Consider the following 16,438-nt stretch of genomic DNA (forward strand, 5'->3'; position numbering starts at 1 on the left):
CAGTGTCGGTGCCTAGGTTGTATAAGCAAAATCAATATTGATTAACCCGCATTAGGAAATTTGATTTGTTTGACTACAAACTTCTGGCCGCTTTGGCGGCGGTGGTCGAGCAGGCCGGCTTTGAGCGGGCCGCGCAGGTGCTGGGCTTGTCGCAGTCTGCGGTGTCGCAGCGGATCAAATTGTTGGAAGCCCGCGTGGGCCAGCCGGTATTAGTGCGGGCTGTGCCGCCGAGCCCGACCGAGCTTGGGCGGCGCCTGCTGAACCATGTGCAGCAAGTGCGTTTGCTCGAACGCGATATTCAGGCGCAGGTACCGGCTCTGGATGAAGACAGTCCGCCGGAGCGGCTGCGTATTGCTATCAATGCCGACAGTTTGGCGACCTGGTGGGCCGCGGCGGTGGGGGAGTTTTGCCGCGAGCAAAGCGTGCTGTTGGACCTGTTAGTCGAGGATCAGGCCGTGGGCCTTAAGCGTATGCGCGCGGGTGAGGTGGCCGCTTGCGTGTGTGCCAATGAACGGCCCGTCGCCGGCGCACGGGCCATGCCCTTGGGCGTGATGCGCTATCGCGCGCTGGCCACCCCTGAGTTTATCGCGCGGCATTTTGCCGGGGGCTTGAACCCTGCGGCACTGACCCGCGCACCGGCCATAGTGTTTGGCCCCGACGATCAATTACAGCATCGCTATTTGGCCGGGCTGGGCGTGGCCGGCGGTTTTGCCCATCATCTGTGTCCATCCTCCGAAGGCTTTATCCGCATGGCGTTGGCCGGCTTGGGCTGGGGCTTGATTCCCGAGCTGCAAGCACGAGCGCAATTGGCCTCTGGCGCTTTGGTTGAGGTGACGCGTGGCGTACCGTTAGACGTGGCGTTGTACTGGCATCACTGGCGCCACGGCGGCCAGTTGCTTAGCGCCTTAACCGGCCATTTGCAGCAGCATGCGCCACAGGTGCTGCAAGGCCTGAGTTAGGGGCAGGCATGCGCGGTCGTTGTTCTGGCCTGTAACGCCACAGCTGCCTGTTCAGGCCGCTGTTAGAGTGGCCAACGCTTAGGCACAGGAGAGCAGCATGCGGATTTTAGTGACAGGTGCCAGTGGCTTTATCGGTGGTCGTTTTGCCCAGCATGCGCTGGCCCAAGGGCTTGAGGTGCGGGTTAATGGCCGGCGGGCCCAAGGTGTAGAACATTTGCGCCTGCGCGGCGCGGAATTTGTGCAGGGTGATCTCAGCGACCCCGCGTTGGTCGAGCAATTGTGTGCGGATGTCGATGCGGTGGTGCACTGCGCCGGTGCCGTGGGCGTGTGGGGGCCTTACGCGCATTTCTATCAGGCCAATGTGCAGGTCACCCAGCACGTGATTGATGCCTGCCTTAAACAAAAGGTGCGGCGCTTGGTGCACCTGTCTTCACCCTCGGTGTACTTCGATGGTCAGGCCCATATCGGCCTGCGTGAAGAACAACTGCCGCAGCACTTTAGCGATGCGTACGGCAAGACCAAATACTTGGCCGAGCAACACGTATTTGCTGCCCAAGAGGCAGGCTTGGAGGTGCTGGCGCTGCGCCCGCGCTTTGTCACCGGTGCGGGTGATACCAGCATCTTCCCGCGTCTGATTGAGATGCAGCGCAAGGGCCGCTTGGCCATCATCGGCAAGGGTCAGAATAGGGTCGACTTCACCAGCGTGGAGAACCTTAATCAGGCGCTGTATAGCAGCTTGCAGGTAGGTCCGCAGGCCTTGGGGCAGGTGTACAACATCAGTAATGGCAGCCCCGTGCCGCTGTGGGATGTGGTCAATTACGTGCTGCGCCAACTTGAGCTGCCCCCTGTGACGCGGCATGTGCCTTATGCCTTGGCCTATGGCCTGGCCAGCATTAATGAGCGAATTTGCCAGCTGCTGCCCGGGCAGCCTGCTCCCTCTATGTATCGCCTGGGCGTGGCGGTGATGGCCAAGGACTTTTCCCTCGATATCAGTCGGGCGCGTCAGCAGTTGGGCTACGAGCCACAGGTGACGGTGTGGGCGGCGTTGGATGAATTCTGCCATTGGTGGAAGTTGCAGCAACGCTGAACGGCTGGCGCCAATCTTTTGCAGCGCGGCTATGTGGGCAGTGTGTGCGGGGTGCGAAACGGTATACTGCGGCCTCGCCATTTCTAGGTATCCTGAAGGTTGCCCATGCGTAACGATGCCCACGACGAACTCGATCACGTGCCGAGCCTGCGCGCTGAACAGCGCGATCAGGATGACATTGCCTATCACTCAACCAGCCGCAGCAGCGGAGCACGGCCGAGCGCGCCGGTTAAGACCGCCAGCACCGGGCCTTTGTGGGCACTGGTAGGCGCTCTGGTCATCGCCTTGGGCGGCTTGGGCTGGTGGAGTTTTCAGCAGATCAGCCTGATGGAACAACAGCTGGTGGCTACCCAAGAAAGCTTTGCCCGCATCAGTGAAGAGGCCGCCGGGCGAATTCAGGCGATCACTGGCAAGGTGGTGGCGACTGAGTCTTCGGTCACCAGCGGCAGCGAGGCTTTAAAGCTGGAACTCAAGCAGCATGCCGGGCGTTTGGCTGAGTTGAGCCGTCAACATGAAAGCAAATTGGCTGAGCTGAACAAGCTGCTGCAAAGTGCTGGCAGCACCCAAGGTGAGCAGGGCAAGACGCTTGAGCAATTGAGCGGCGCGCTGAAGGCCAAAGAGCAGAGCGACGCTAAGCTGCAAACCACTTTAAGCTCGTTAAGCAGCGACCTGGCGAGCTTGAAAAGCGAGCAGGCCAATCTGAAGACGGCCCTGGCCGGCCAAGGCAAGTTGGAGGAGCGGCTGAGTGCCGTGCGTACGGAGTTGGATGGGCTGAAAAAGCAGGGTAATCCGAGCCAGGCCATTGCCCGGGTCGAGCAGGACTTACTGGTGCTCAAAAGCGAAGTCGAAACCCGGGCCGGCGCTGGCGGCACGGCAGAGTTCGACGCCTTCCGGGCCCAGGTCACGCGGAACATCAGCACCTTGCAGGCGCAGGTGCAGAACCTCCAGCAGCAGCTTAACGCCCGTTAAGCTGCGCGGTACCGTTTACTTACTGGTGCTGACCGGCGGCCGTACGCCAATTTCTGCTTCCAGCTGCATGGGCTTGCTGTCGCGCAGAATGTCGATGCGGATGGTCTCGCCGGGTTTGGTCCGGGCTACTTGGTTCATCGCACGGCGCCCGTCATCGGCGGGCTGGCCATCGATGCTGAGGATCAGGTCACCGGGCTGCAAGCCGGCCTTTTGCGCCGGGCCGTTGCGATAAATACCCGCCACCACGATGCCGGGGCGCCCGCTCAAACCGAAGGACTCGGCCAACTCTGGCGTCAGCGGCTGCACCTCAATGCCGAGCCAGCCGCGAATCACCTGGCCGTGCTCAATAATCGCCTCCATCACCTCCAGCGCCAACTTGGCCGGAATGGCAAAGCCAATGCCCTGCGAGCCGCCGGACTTGGAGAAGATCGCGGTGTTGATGCCGACCAGGTTGCCGTAGGCATCCACCAACGCACCACCGGAGTTGCCGGGGTTAATCGCGGCGTCGGTCTGGATAAAGTCTTCGTAGGTATTAAGGCCCAGCTGGTTGCGGCCGGTGGCGCTGATGATGCCCATGGTCACGGTTTGGCCGACGCCAAAGGGGTTGCCGATGGCCAGGCTGACATCGCCGGTGCGCACGTTATCGGACTGACCGACCACCATAAAGGGCAGCTCTTTGAGGTCGATTTTGAGCACCGCCAGATCGGTCTCGGGATCGCTACCGATCAGCCGGGCGACGGTCTCGCGGCCATCCTTGAGTGCCACGACAATTTGGTCTGCGCCGGCCACCACATGGTTGTTGGTAAGCAGATAGCCTTCTGGGCTCATGATCACCGCCGAGCCAAGGCTCGACTCCATACGCCGCTGCTTGGGCAGGTTGTCGCCAAAGAACTTACGGAACTGCGGATCTTCGAACAGCGGATGGGACGGCTTGCTCACCACCTTGGTGGTGTACAGGTTGGCCACAGCCGGTGAGGCGGTATCCACGGCCTCCGCGTAGGACACCGGGCCCTGCTGCATGCGGGTATAGAACGAGGACTGGCTTACGTGCACATTCTGTTGGGGCAAGCCGACCCACGTGGGGAAGTACTGCATCAGCAACAGTGCCAACAGCACACCGGCTAGCAGGGGCCAACCGAGAAAACGCAGGGCCTTGAACATCACTCAAATCCTAAGGGTTGCGGGGGGCGAGGGCGCCGCTTAAGGTGCGGCATTATAAAGAAGTGCCTGACATTTAAGCAGCGCTTCGCAACTGTTGATAAAGGAAAGTCTATGGCCATCGCCTTAGCCACTCTGGTCGAAGAGGCCAGTCGCTATCTCAATGCCGCGCGTATCTCGGATTATTGCCCCAATGGCCTGCAGGTCGAGGGCCGGCCACAGGTGATGCGTATCGTCAGCGGCGTGACCGCCAGCCAAGAGCTGATCGATGCCGCCGTCGAGGCCGAGGCCGACGTGCTGCTGGTCCATCATGGTTATTTTTGGAAGGGCGAAAACCCCTGCATCACTGGGATGAAACAGCGGCGCTTGAAAACCCTGCTGGCTAACGACATCAGTTTGCTGGCGTATCACCTGCCGCTGGATGTGCATCCTGAGGTGGGCAATAACGTGCAGTTGGCCGCCAAGCTGGGGATCACCGTGGAGGGCCCGTTGGAGGCGGATAATCCGCGCACTGTCGGCTTGCTTGGCTCCTTGCCGGAGGCCATAAGCGCGGCGGAGTTTGCCCGCCATGTTGGGCAGGTGCTGAATCGCCAGCCGTTGCTGGTCGAAGGTCGCAGCAGTATTCGCCGCATCGGTTGGTGCACCGGTGGCGGTCAGGGTTATATCGATCAAGCGATTGCCGCAGGGGTGGATTTGTATCTGACCGGCGAGGCCTCCGAGCAGACCTTCCACAGTGCCCGGGAAAACGCCATCAGCTTTATCGCCGCCGGCCACCACGCCACCGAGCGCTATGGCGTGCAGGCGCTGGGCGATTATCTGGCGCGGCGCTTTGCCATCGAACATATGTTTATCGACTGTCCTAACCCGATCTGAGGGCAGGACACGGTTGATTTAGCGGGTCGGCTGACGGGTATAAAGCTAGATCGTTTCGATCTAAGCGCTCGCCTGAATAGAATGAGGGCCTGTGCTAGAGTGCGCCCTCGTCCACGGCCCGCTGGCCCCCCTCAATACCCCCCGTAATCCGTGAGTAGCCATGCTCGACAAATTGACCCATCTCAAGCAGCTGGAGGCGGAAAGTATCCACATCATTCGTGAAGTGGCCGCCGAATTTGATAACCCAGTGATGCTCTATTCCATCGGTAAAGACTCCGCTGTGATGCTGCACCTGGCGCGTAAAGCCTTCTTCCCGGGCAAGCTGCCGTTTCCGGTGATGCACGTGGATACCCGCTGGAAGTTTCAGGAGATGTATAGCTTCCGCGACAAGATGGTGGCGGAAATGGGCCTGGACCTGATTACCCATATCAACCCGGATGGCATCGCGCAGAACATCAACCCCTTCACCCACGGCAGTGCCAAGCACACCGATATCATGAAGACCGAAGGGTTGAAGCAGGCGCTGGACAAGTATGGTTTTGACGCGGCCTTTGGCGGCGCGCGCCGCGACGAAGAAAAATCCCGGGCCAAAGAGCGGGTCTATTCGTTCCGCGACAGCAACCACCGCTGGGACCCGAAAAACCAGCGTCCAGAGCTGTGGAACATCTATAACGGCAAGGTCAAAAAGGGCGAGTCGATTCGCGTCTTCCCGCTGTCCAACTGGACCGAGCTGGATATTTGGCAATACATCTACCTGGAGCAAATCCCGATTGTGCCACTGTACTTCGCCGCTGAGCGCGAAGTGATTGAGCGCAACGGCACGCTGGTGATGATCGACGACGATCGCATCCTCGAGCACTTAAGCGACGAAGAAAAATCCCGTATTCAGAAGAAAATGGTGCGCTTCCGTACCCTCGGTTGCTACCCACTGACAGGCGCGGTGGAATCCACTGCTGCCACCTTGCCGGAAATCATTCAGGAGATGCTCCTGACTCGTACTTCCGAGCGCCAGGGCCGCGTCATCGACCACGATGGGGCTGGTTCCATGGAAGAGAAAAAACGTCAGGGGTATTTCTAATATGTCGCACCAATCCGAACTGATCAGCGAGGACATCCTCGCCTACTTGGCCCAGCACGAGCGTAAAGAGCTGCTGCGCTTCCTCACCTGTGGCAACGTCGACGACGGCAAAAGCACCCTGATCGGCCGCCTGCTGCACGACTCCAAGATGATCTACGAAGACCATCTGGAAGCCATCAGCCGCGACTCGAAAAAAGTCGGCACCACCGGTGATGACATCGACCTGGCCCTGCTGGTCGATGGCCTGCAAGCCGAGCGCGAGCAAGGCATCACCATCGACGTGGCGTACCGCTATTTCAGCACCGCCAAGCGCAAATTCATCATCGCCGACACCCCCGGCCATGAGCAGTACACCCGCAACATGGCCACCGGCGCCTCGACCTGTGACCTGGCGATTATCCTGATCGACGCCCGTTACGGCGTGCAGACCCAGACCAAACGCCACAGCTTTATCGCCAGCCTGCTGGGGATCAAACACATCGTCGTGGCCATCAACAAGATGGACCTCAAGGGGTTTGATCAGGGCGTGTTCGAGCAGATTAAAGCCGACTACCTGAAGTTCGCTGAAGGCATCGCGCTTAAGCCGACCTCGTTGTACTTCGTGCCGATGTCGGCGCTTAAGGGCGACAACGTGGTCAACAAGAGCGAGCAGTCGCCGTGGTACGACGGCCAGTCGCTGATGGAAATTCTTGAAACCGTGGAAGTGGCGGGCGACCGTAACTTCACTGACCTGCGCTTCCCGGTGCAGTACGTTAACCGGCCTAACCTGAACTTCCGTGGCTTCGCCGGCACCCTGGCCAGCGGCATCGTGCGCAAGGGCGATGACATCATCGCGCTGCCATCGGGCAAGGGCAGCAAGGTTAAATCCATCGTCACCTACGAAGGTGAGCTGGAGCAGGCCGGCCCAGGCCAAGCCATCACCATCACCCTGGAAGATGAAATCGACGTCTCCCGTGGCGACATGCTGGTGCACGCCGAGAACCGCCCACAGGTGGTCGACAGCTTCGACGCCATGCTCGTGTGGATGGCCGAAGAGCCGATGCTGCCGGGTAAGAAATATGACTTCAAACGCGCCACCAGCTACGTGCCGGGTTCGGTTGCCTCGATCGCCCACCGCGTCGACGTCAACACCCTGGAGCAAGGCCCGGCGAGCAGCCTGCAACTGAACGAAATCGGCAAGGTCCGCGTGGCCCTGGATGCACCGATTGCATTGGACGGCTACGAATACAACCGCACCACCGGCGCTTTTATCATCATCGACCGCCTCACCAACGGCACCGTCGGCGCCGGCATGATCATCGCCGACCCACAAGCCGGCAGCGGTGGCGTGCAGCACGGCGCTTCGGCCCATGTCAGCACCGAAGAGCGCGCCCAGCGCTTTGGCCAGCAACCGGCCACGGTGTTGTTCAGCGGCCTCTCGGGCGCAGGTAAGAGCACTTTGGCCTACGCGGTGGAGCGCAAGCTGTTTGATGCCGGTCGTGCGGTGTATGTGCTGGATGGGCAGAACCTGCGCCACGACCTCAACAAAGGTCTGCCGCAGGATCGCGCCGGGCGCACCGAGAACTGGCGGCGTGCCGCTCATGTGGCGCGGCAGTTCAACGAGGCTGGGATGATCACCCTGGCCGCGTTTGTCGCCCCGGATGCGGAAGGCCGCGAGCAAGCCAAGACCCTGATCGGCACCGAACGCCTGATCACCGTGTACGTGCAGGCTTCCCCGCAAGTCTGTGCCGAACGTGATCCGCAAGGCCTGTACGCGGCCGGTGGCGACAACATCCCGGGCGAGTCCTTCCCCTACGATGTGCCGCTCAATGCCGATCTGGTGATCGACACCCAAGCGCTCTCGGTCGAAGAAGGCGTCAAGCAAGTGCTGGCCCTGCTGCGCGAACGCGGCGCGATCTAACCCATCGCTCTAGCGCACAAGCCCAAAGCCCCGCTCAAGTAGCGGGGCTTTTTATTGGTTAAAAGTAGGGGGGGATGACGCTTCCCCCATCCACCTTGACGCCCCCAGGCTCGGCGATAGCTTGAGGTGGCGACTGCGTAGCGTTGCTGGTAATCAGGTGCGCTGCTTGGTGCGTTACGCCGCTGCGCGGCTAACGCACCCTACGGGGCTGCGCAGGGCGGGTAGGGTGCAATCGCCGCACAGGCGCTTGCACCGCGAGCAGCCGCCACGCGGCGATGGTGAAGTGCTGCTGGTAATCAGGTGCGCTGCTTGGTGCGTTACGCCGCTGCGCGGCTAACGCACCCTACGGGGCTGCGCAGGGCGGGTAGGGTGCAATCGCCGCATAGGCGCTTGCACCGCGAGCAGCCGCCACGCAGCGATGGTGAGGTGCTGCTGGTGATCAGGTGCGCTGCTTGGTGCGTTACGCCGCTGCGCGGCTAACACACCCTACGGGGCTGCGCAGGACGGGTAGGGTGCAATCGCCGCACAGGCGCTTGCACCGCGAGCAGCCGCCACGCTGCGATGGTGAATCGCTGCTGGTGATCAGGTTCCGCTGCTTGGTGCGTTACGCCGCTGCGCGGCTAACGCACCCTACGGGATGCACCACACATATAAACAACAAACCCCGCATCAGCGGGGTTTGTTTTATGCAGCAGGGGCGCTTACAGCGGTGCTTGGGGCTTTTTCAGGCCGTAGCTTTCGTCGAGCATGCCCGGTACGTCGTCGCTTTTCGGGGCGTAGTCCTTGGGCGTTTCGTAGCTGCGCGGCGGGGTTAAGCGCTCGCGCTTGTCGCTGCTTTCTTCGGTGTGCAGGGCGGCCAGCAGGCGCTGTCGAGTCAATTCGTCGAGAGCCAGACGGTTGGCGCCATCGGCTAAGTGATCTTGTACGTCTTGGTAAGTCTGGGTGAGTTTTTTCACCATGCCTGCGGTGGTGTTGAAGTGGCTGACCACTTCGCTCTGGTAAGCGTCAAAGCGTTCCTGCATCTCGTCCAACTGACGCTGAGTGCGGTTGGGCGCGGCATTCGGGGCGAAGCGGGCAATCAGAAAACCAATAGCAATACCCGCAACCAAAGTAATGGCGGGGAACAACCAGGCGGTGAGCGTGTGATCCACGAGTCCTTCCTCTCTAAACGGCTTTGCTTTACGTTAACGGCTGGAACCTGCGCTGTATACCGTAAAACACTACCAAGATGTTTGCCGCGCAGGCTGTCTGCTAGACGAGTCGACCTAATGCTAGGTCACGGAGTTTACTGTTGCTCACCCGCGAAACCCCTATAACCATCGCCGGCCCGGTCGGTGATTTGGAAGCCTTATGGCTGGATACCCCTGATGCCAAAGGCGTGGCGTTGATCTGTCACCCTAACCCGGTACATGGCGGCACCATGCTTAATAAAGTGATCTCGACTTTGCAGCGCACCGCCCGCGACTGTGGTTTGGCTACGTTACGTTTTAATTATCGCGGCGTCGGCGCCAGTGCCGGCAGCTCGGATATGACCAGCGGTGAAGTCGACGACGCTCAAGCCGCTGCGGCTTGGCTGCAAGAGCGTTACCCACAACTGCCGATTACCTTGCTGGGTTTCTCCTTCGGCGGCTTCGTCGCCGCGGCCCTAGGTGGCCGTTTAGAAGCCCAAGGCCTGACGTTGACTAAGCTGTTTATGGTCGCCCCTGCCGTGCACCGCTTAACCGCCGAGTTGCCGCCTGCGGCCAACTGTCCGTTGGTGGTGATCCAGCCAGAAACCGATGAAGTGATCGACCCACAGACCGTCTACCAATGGTCGGCCACATTGGGACGTGCCCATGAGTTGCTGAAAGTGGCAGAATGCGGGCACTTTTTTCACGGCAAGCTGACCGATCTCAAGGATTTGCTGTTGCCGCGTCTCTGACCTTGCCGCTGCCCGGCGCTCGCCTGGCAGCAGGCCATCCTAAGTAAAGTGAAGCTGAACATGACCACGCGTATTCTTACCGGCATCACCACCACCGGCACCCCGCACCTGGGCAACTATGCCGGGGCCATCCGTCCGGCGATTGTCGCCAGCCGCGCCGCAGATGCCGACTCGTTCTATTTCCTCGCCGATTACCACGCGCTGATCAAGTGCGATGATCCGGCGCGCATTCAGCGCTCGCGTCTGGAAATCGCCGCCACTTGGCTGGCGCTGGGCTTGGATGTGGATAAAGCCACTTTCTATCGCCAGTCGGATATCCCGGAAATCCCAGAGCTGTGCTGGTTGCTCACCTGCGTGGCCGGCAAGGGCCTGCTCAACCGCGCCCACGCCTACAAAGCCTCGGTGGATAAGAACGTGGAGCAGGGCGAGGACCCGGACGCTGGCGTGACCATGGGCCTGTTCAGCTACCCGGTGCTGATGGCCGCGGACATCCTGATGTTTAACGCGCACAAGGTGCCGGTCGGGCGCGACCAGATCCAACATGTCGAGATGGCCCGTGACATTGGTCAGCGCTTTAACCACCTGTTCGGCAACGGCAAAGAGCTGTTCACCTTGCCTGAAGTGGTGATCGAAGAAGACGTCGCCACCTTGCCCGGCCTCGATGGTCGCAAGATGAGTAAGAGCTACGACAACACCATCCCGCTGTTTGGCACAGCTAAGCAGCTAAAGGACGCCGTGGCGCGCATCGTCACCGACTCCAAGCTGCCCGGCGAAGCGAAAGACCCGGATAACTCGCACTTGTTTACCCTCTATCAGGCTTTCTCTGCCCCTGCACAACAGGCCGCGTTCCGTGCTGAGCTGATCGACGGTTTGGGTTGGGGCGAGGCCAAGCAGCGTTTGTTCCAACTGCTCGACGACGAACTGAGCGAAGCGCGCGAGCGTTACAACGGGCTGATCAACAAACCGTCGGATCTGGAAGATATCCTCCTCACCGGCGCCGCCAAAGCCCGCAAAATCGCCACACCGTTCTTGGGTGAACTGCGCGAAGCTGTGGGTCTGCGCTCGTTCCGCAGTGACGCCGTGGTGGCCTCCGGTGAAAAGAAAAAGGCCAGCAAGGCGGCACGCTTTGTCAGCTTCCGCGATGACGACGGCAGCTTCCGTTTCCGTTTGCTGGACGCGGCAGGCGAGCAACTGCTGTTGTCCAAGTCCTTCGCTGATGGCAAAGCGGCCGGCCAGGTGAACAAGCGCCTGCAAAGCGGCGAAGCGCTGGATGTGCGCGAACAGGACGGCGGCTTTGCCGTGTGGCTGGACGACGAGGCCGTGGCCCAGAGCCCGGCTTTCAGTGATGCAGCCAGCCTTAACGCCGCCATTGAACGCCTACGCCAAGCCCTCGCCCCGCAAGAATAAGCCGGGTCGGTGGATAACGACCGCGCAGCGGTCTTGTCCACCACCGTAGTCGGTGCCTATGTGTGGGCTGCTTGTGCCCTTGGTTCTTGCGGCACCTATGGTGGATGGTTAAAGCGTCATCCACCCTAGGTTCGTGCCGCGCTGGGTAGGGTGGATAACGACCGCGTAGCGGTCTTGTCCACCACCGTAGCCGGTGCCTATGTGTGGGGTGCTTGTGCCCTTGGTTCTTGCGCGGCCCATGGTGGATGGATAAAGCGTCATCCACCCTACGTGCTGTGTTGGGTAGGGTGGATAACGACCGCGCAGCGGTCTTGTCCACCACCGTAGTCGGTGCCTATGTGTGGGCCGCCTGTGCCCTTGGTTCTTGCGCGGCCCGTGGTGGATGGATAAAGCGTCATCCACCCTACGTCGTGCCGTGTTGGGTAGGGTGGATAACGACCGCGCAGCGGTCTTGTCCACCGCCTTAGTCGGTGCCTATGTGTGGGCTGCTTGTTTCCTTGGTTCTTGCGCGGCCCATGGTGGATGGGTAAAGCGTCATCCACCCTACATGGGCGACGGTAGGGTGCCATCGCCGCACGGGCGCTTGCACCGCATGACTCGCATCTGCCTGCCATCACTCATGCTGGCGTGGTTTCAGCAAGTGCATGATTTTGGTGCAAAACCCTCTTTATGTTGGGGTTAAGTCTGGCGATAAACGGCGCGGCTGATGCGCCTGTCGCCAAAACCTCGTTAACACCCAGAATATTCGTCGCTCGGCATGGGGCTTGGATTGCCAAGAGGCGGGGGCATCGTTACAGTTACGCCCCGTTTTTTGCCCGGCATACCCGTGATGACCCCGTTAGAACGCTATCAGGCTGATCTGAAACGCCCCGATTTCTTCCACGACGCCGCCCAGGAAACTGCAGTTCGCCATCTGCAGCGCCTCTACGACGACCTGTTGGCCCGTGAAAACGCCAGCACCGGGTTTATCGGCAAACTGTTTGGCAAGAAACCGCAAGGGCCGGTCAAGGGGCTGTATTTCTGGGGTGGGGTCGGGCGCGGCAAAACCTATCTGGTGGATACCTTCTTCGACGCGCTGCCGTTTGAGCGCAAGATGCGCACCCACTTCCACCGCTTTATGAAGCGTGTGCACGAAGAGATGCGCACCCTCGACGGCGAAAAGAACCCGCTGACCATCATCGCCAAACGCTTCGCCGATGAGGCGCGGGTGATCTGCTTCGACGAGTTCTTCGTCAGCGATATTACCGACGCCATGATCCTCGCCATGTTGCTGGAAGAGCTATTCAAAAATGGCGTTAGCCTGGTGGCCACTTCCAACATCGTGCCTGACGGTCTGTACCGCGATGGCCTGCAACGCGCGCGCTTCCTGCCGGCGATTGCCCTGCTTAAAGAACACACCGAGATCGTCAACGTCGACAGTGGCGTCGATTACCGCCTGCGCGCGCTGGAGCAAGCCGAGCTGTATCACTGGCCGCTGTCCGAGGCCGCTGAGCAGGCCATGACCCGTGACTTTAAAAATCTCACGCCGGAGTGTGCTAAGTCCACGCCCAACGATGTGCTGATTATTGAGAACCGCGAAATCCGCGCGCGCCTGACGTGCGATGACGTGGCTTGGTTCGACTTCCGCGATATCTGCGACGGTCCACGCAGCCAGAACGATTACATCGAGCTGGGCAAACTGTTCCACGCCGTGCTGATCTCCAATGTGGAGCAGATGTCCACGCCCAAGGACGATATCGCCCGGCGCTTTATCAACCTGGTGGACGAGTTCTACGACCGCAACGTCAAGCTGATTCTGTCCGCTGAAGTGGAGCTCAAAGACCTCTACACCGGTGGCCGCCTGACTTTCGAGTTCCAGCGTACCCTGAGCCGCTTGCTTGAAATGCAATCCCACGAGTTTCTCTCGCGGCCACACAAGCCTTAACCTCTTGTGTGCAGACAAGCCCGGCTCGCCGGGCTTTGTTGTTTCTAGCGTCTGTCTAACGAGCGCCGGCGCGATACACTGAGCCATAACCCTTTTCCAGCGGTACCTGCGATGACCTTTGCTGAACTTGGCTTGATTGAGCCCCTGCTGCGCACCCTCGACAGCCTCGACTACAAAACCCCTACCGCCGTGCAGGCGCAAGCCATTGGCCCGGTGCTTAAAGGTCGTGACCTGATGGCCGCAGCGCAAACCGGCACGGGTAAAACCGCCGGCTTCGCCTTGCCGCTGTTGCAGCGCCTGATGCAGGAAGGCCCGCAGGTGGCGAGCAACTCGGTGCGCGCCTTGGTGCTGGTGCCGACTCGTGAGTTGGCCGAGCAAGTGCTGCAAAGCTTTATCACTTACGGTCAGCATCTGCCGCTGCGCAGTTATGCGGTGTATGGCGGGGTCAGCATCAACCCGCAGATGATGAAGCTGCGCAAGGGCGTCGACGTGCTGGTGGCCACCCCTGGGCGCTTGCTCGATCTGTACCGGCAGAACGCGGTGAAATTCAATCAGGTGCAAGCGTTGGTGCTGGATGAAGCCGACCGCATGCTCGACCTGGGTTTCTCCCGCGAGCTGGACGATGTCTTCGTCGCGCTACCGAAAAAACGCCAAACCCTGCTGTTCTCCGCGACCTTCTCCGAAGCCATTCGCGGCATGGCGCGTCTGATGCTCAAAGACCCGCTGTCCATTGAAGTGACACCGCGCAACGCCGCCGCCACTTCGGTTAAGCAGTGGCTGATCCCGGTGGATAAAAAGCGCAAGAGCGAACTGTTTTTGCACCTCTACCAGCACAACCGTTGGGGCCAGGCGCTGGTGTTTGTGAAGACGCGCAAGGGCGTCGATGAGCTGGAGGCTGAGCTGCAACACCACGGCATCAGCGCCGACTCGATCCACGGCGACAAACCACAAGCCACCCGCCAGCGTGCCCTGCAACGCTTTAAAGATGGCGAAGTAAAAGTGCTGGTGGCCACCGATGTGGCCGCGCGCGGCCTGGATATCGACGACATGCCGCTGGTGGTCAACTTCGACCTGCCCATCGTCGCCGAAGACTATGTGCACCGCATTGGCCGCACTGGCCGCGCCGGCACCACCGGCCAGGCCGTATCGCTGGTGTGCGCGGATGAAGTGCAACTGCTGTCGGCCATCGAAACCCTGATTCAGCAAGTGATCAAACGGCTGGAAGAGCCCGACTTTATCCCCGACCACCGCGTGCCACAGACCCTGCCCGGCGGCCAAGTGGTGAAGAAACCGAAGAAGCCGAAAAAACCGAAAGTGGTTGGCGGCGGCAAAGGCGGCAGCCTAGGCCGCTGGATGGAAGCTGACGCCCCGGCTGCGCCGGACGTTAAAGCCGTACGCAAAGTGCCGAGCTTTGGCGGCAAGCCCAAGCCGAAGGCGCGCGGTTAACCCTTCAAGCTCTGGCGCGGCTCAGCCCAGCCGCTTGAGCCGCGCCAGCTCAGCCGTAGGACGGATTAGCCACGCAGTGGCGTAATCCGTCGTTTGGGTAAAGTCTGTGAGCTTGGCCTGAGGCTAACTGAGCATTTCATGCTCAATCACCCGCCCCAACCCTCCACCACAATCCGCAGCGTGCCAATAAACCCCGGCCGGATATCGGCGGCGGTGCCTATTGGGATGCGGATTTCGCGGCTGCCGTCGGCCAGTGGTTTCACCTCAGCTTGGACATCGGCGCAAAGTTGGCCGTGTTTTGAGGTGAAGCCGTAGCTGACGCTTTTGTCGCGGATGGCGAAGGTGAGAGTGTCGCGATAGCTGAAGCCTTGGGCATAGCCGTCGAACCAGAATTTGTTGTCCACCTCAAAAGCCGGAACGTGCACGCCCAGGTCCAGGGTGAAGACCAGCGCTTTGTCCGGGCAGTCCTTGCCCTTAGCGTCTTTGAGCAGGTAGCCGGTGAACAGGTAGATGGGCTTTTTCCGCTCCTTGATCTCGTCGTATTTCTCCATCAGTGCGGAGCTTTGGTCGTAGCGGCGTTCGTGCAGGCTGTAGTTGGGGCCGTTGCGCACGCGAGCGCAGACGTCGAAGTGGTAGACGCCGGCGATGGTTTTGCCTTGGTCTTTTTTCTCCTGAATCGTGGTCGGCAGCGGCAGGTCGTCAATCTCCAGGGTGATGGTCACTTGGTAATCACCGAAAAGGAAACGCCGCAGGTTTTGGTAGCCGGCTTCGGAGTTGACGATGCCGTAGGGGCCGGAGTGGCTGCGGTAGATCACAGCGCGGGGGGCGCCTTGCACGTAGGCGTTTTCCATCATCACCAGGCCGTCGCTGCAGGGGCCGGTGCCTTTTTTCGACAGGCCGAAAAAGGCTTCGTAGTCACGGTAGTTAGAGCCGATCAGGCAAAAGAAACGTGAGGGCGGGAAGCTCTCATACAGGCTATTGACCGCCTGTGCTTTGCTCAGTCCCAGGTAGCTGCGCATGCGTTCGCGGTCGAAATTACCGATTTGCATGCGATCCAGGGCGCCTAAGTCCGGCACGTTAAAGCCGAGCATGTCGATACCGTTATGCGGCGTGCCATAGGTGAAGACTTTATCCACCAGGGGCTCAAATGGCTTGCCCAGGGCTATATCCAGTTCGGCGCTGGTATGCCCGGCACTGTCCAGTTGCGCTTGTTTAAGGCCTCGGGCGCAGGTGTTTTGCAGGTAGGTACGGCAGATCAAACCGCCCATGGAGTGGGCGACCAGATAGACGCGAAAATCTTTGCGGGCCTTGGCATCGGCGCCGCAAATGGCGTTGCGCACTTGAATGATAAAAGCCCGCAGGCCGACGGCGAAGTCTTCCATGCTGCGCCGCTTACCGTTGCCGAGGGACTGCGAGACGCTTTCGTAGTAGCGATAAATCCAGATGGAGCGTGATGGCGCCGGCTTGCTGGAGTAATCGATGCCGCCATTTTGAAAGGCATCGACGTAGTCATGATCTTTGATCAGGCGCAGCAGCGGCGACTCAAAAATAAAGGCCTGGGCCGCGCCTTTGGAGTCCTGGCGCAACATGGCCGAGCCCAGGTTAAAGCCCATATAAGGGTCGGCAGTGGTGGCTTCGATTTCGCTCATGCTGGCGGCAAAGCCGCGCAGGTAGATGATGGGGTAGTAGGGGTGGGTAATGGTGGCGGGCATGGTG

General features: G+C 60.3%; 13 protein-coding genes. 10 read left to right on the forward strand and 3 right to left on the reverse strand.

Going from position 1 to position 16,438, the window contains the following annotated elements:
• Window positions 1–65 precede the first annotated feature (65 nt).
• The 3 genes from NTD81_RS00070 (at window position 66) to NTD81_RS00080 (ending at window position 3,015) form a co-directional block, all read left to right on the forward strand.
• Entirely contained in the window at window positions 66–959 is an 894-nt protein-coding gene (locus NTD81_RS00070; RefSeq protein WP_262178119.1) for a LysR family transcriptional regulator ArgP, read from the forward strand.
• A gap of 97 nt (window positions 960–1,056) precedes the next feature.
• Window positions 1,057–2,046: an NAD-dependent epimerase/dehydratase family protein gene (locus NTD81_RS00075; RefSeq protein ID WP_262178121.1), complete on the forward strand. Its 990-nt coding sequence runs from the start codon at window positions 1,057–1,059 to the stop codon at window positions 2,044–2,046.
• Between the two features lie 105 nt (window positions 2,047–2,151).
• Window positions 2,152–3,015 (forward strand): ATPase, encoded by an 864-nt coding sequence (locus NTD81_RS00080; protein ID WP_262178124.1) that lies wholly within the window; start codon window positions 2,152–2,154, stop codon window positions 3,013–3,015.
• 15 nt (window positions 3,016–3,030) lie between these two features.
• Here the strand turns inward: NTD81_RS00080 and algW are convergent, their stop codons facing one another.
• Window positions 3,031–4,176 carry a Do family serine endopeptidase AlgW gene (algW, locus tag NTD81_RS00085; protein ID WP_262178126.1) on the reverse strand — a complete coding sequence of 382 codons (1,146 nt, stop codon included), beginning with the start codon at window positions 4,174–4,176 and terminating at the stop codon, window positions 3,031–3,033.
• Between the two features lie 111 nt (window positions 4,177–4,287).
• Between algW and NTD81_RS00090 the strand changes: the two genes are divergently transcribed.
• From NTD81_RS00090 to cysN, 3 genes are all read left to right on the forward strand, one after another.
• Window positions 4,288–5,046: a Nif3-like dinuclear metal center hexameric protein gene (locus tag NTD81_RS00090; RefSeq protein WP_262178129.1), complete on the forward strand. Its 759-nt coding sequence runs from the start codon at window positions 4,288–4,290 to the stop codon at window positions 5,044–5,046.
• A gap of 160 nt (window positions 5,047–5,206) precedes the next feature.
• Window positions 5,207–6,124 carry a sulfate adenylyltransferase subunit CysD gene (gene cysD / locus NTD81_RS00095; RefSeq protein WP_262178131.1) on the forward strand — a complete coding sequence of 306 codons (918 nt, stop codon included), beginning with the start codon at window positions 5,207–5,209 and terminating at the stop codon, window positions 6,122–6,124.
• Between the two features lies 1 nt (window position 6,125).
• Complete coding sequence (cysN, locus tag NTD81_RS00100) at window positions 6,126–8,024, forward strand: sulfate adenylyltransferase subunit CysN (RefSeq protein WP_262178134.1); 1,899 nt, start codon at window positions 6,126–6,128, stop codon at window positions 8,022–8,024.
• A 701-nt stretch (window positions 8,025–8,725) separates the two neighbouring features.
• Here the strand turns inward: cysN and NTD81_RS00105 are convergent.
• On the reverse strand, window positions 8,726–9,175 hold the full coding sequence (locus NTD81_RS00105; protein ID WP_262178136.1) for a YhcB family protein: 450 nt from the start codon (window positions 9,173–9,175) through the stop codon (window positions 8,726–8,728).
• Between the two features lie 140 nt (window positions 9,176–9,315).
• Between NTD81_RS00105 and NTD81_RS00110 the strand changes: the two genes are divergently transcribed.
• The 4 genes from NTD81_RS00110 to NTD81_RS00125 all read left to right on the forward strand — a co-directional run bounded on the left by NTD81_RS00110 (window position 9,316) and on the right by NTD81_RS00125 (window position 14,722).
• Window positions 9,316–9,945, forward strand: a complete 630-nt coding sequence (locus tag NTD81_RS00110; RefSeq protein ID WP_262178137.1) for an alpha/beta hydrolase — start codon at window positions 9,316–9,318, stop codon at window positions 9,943–9,945.
• Between the two features lie 60 nt (window positions 9,946–10,005).
• Window positions 10,006–11,352 (forward strand): tryptophan--tRNA ligase, encoded by a 1,347-nt coding sequence (locus tag NTD81_RS00115; protein ID WP_262178139.1) that lies wholly within the window; start codon window positions 10,006–10,008, stop codon window positions 11,350–11,352.
• 829 nt (window positions 11,353–12,181) lie between these two features.
• Window positions 12,182–13,276 (forward strand): cell division protein ZapE, encoded by a 1,095-nt coding sequence (gene zapE, locus NTD81_RS00120; protein ID WP_262178141.1) that lies wholly within the window; start codon window positions 12,182–12,184, stop codon window positions 13,274–13,276.
• Between the two features lie 111 nt (window positions 13,277–13,387).
• Complete coding sequence (locus tag NTD81_RS00125; RefSeq protein ID WP_262178142.1) at window positions 13,388–14,722, forward strand: DEAD/DEAH box helicase; 1,335 nt, start codon at window positions 13,388–13,390, stop codon at window positions 14,720–14,722.
• A gap of 146 nt (window positions 14,723–14,868) precedes the next feature.
• Here the strand turns inward: NTD81_RS00125 and NTD81_RS00130 are convergent, their stop codons facing one another.
• Window positions 14,869–16,434 carry an esterase/lipase family protein gene (locus NTD81_RS00130; RefSeq protein ID WP_262178144.1) on the reverse strand — a complete coding sequence of 522 codons (1,566 nt, stop codon included), beginning with the start codon at window positions 16,432–16,434 and terminating at the stop codon, window positions 14,869–14,871.
• Between the last annotated feature and the right edge of the window lie 4 nt (window positions 16,435–16,438).

Source organism: Pseudomonas sp. 5P_3.1_Bac2 (genome assembly GCF_025465995.1).
In the GTDB taxonomy this organism is placed as follows: domain Bacteria; phylum Pseudomonadota; class Gammaproteobacteria; order Pseudomonadales; family Pseudomonadaceae; genus Aquipseudomonas.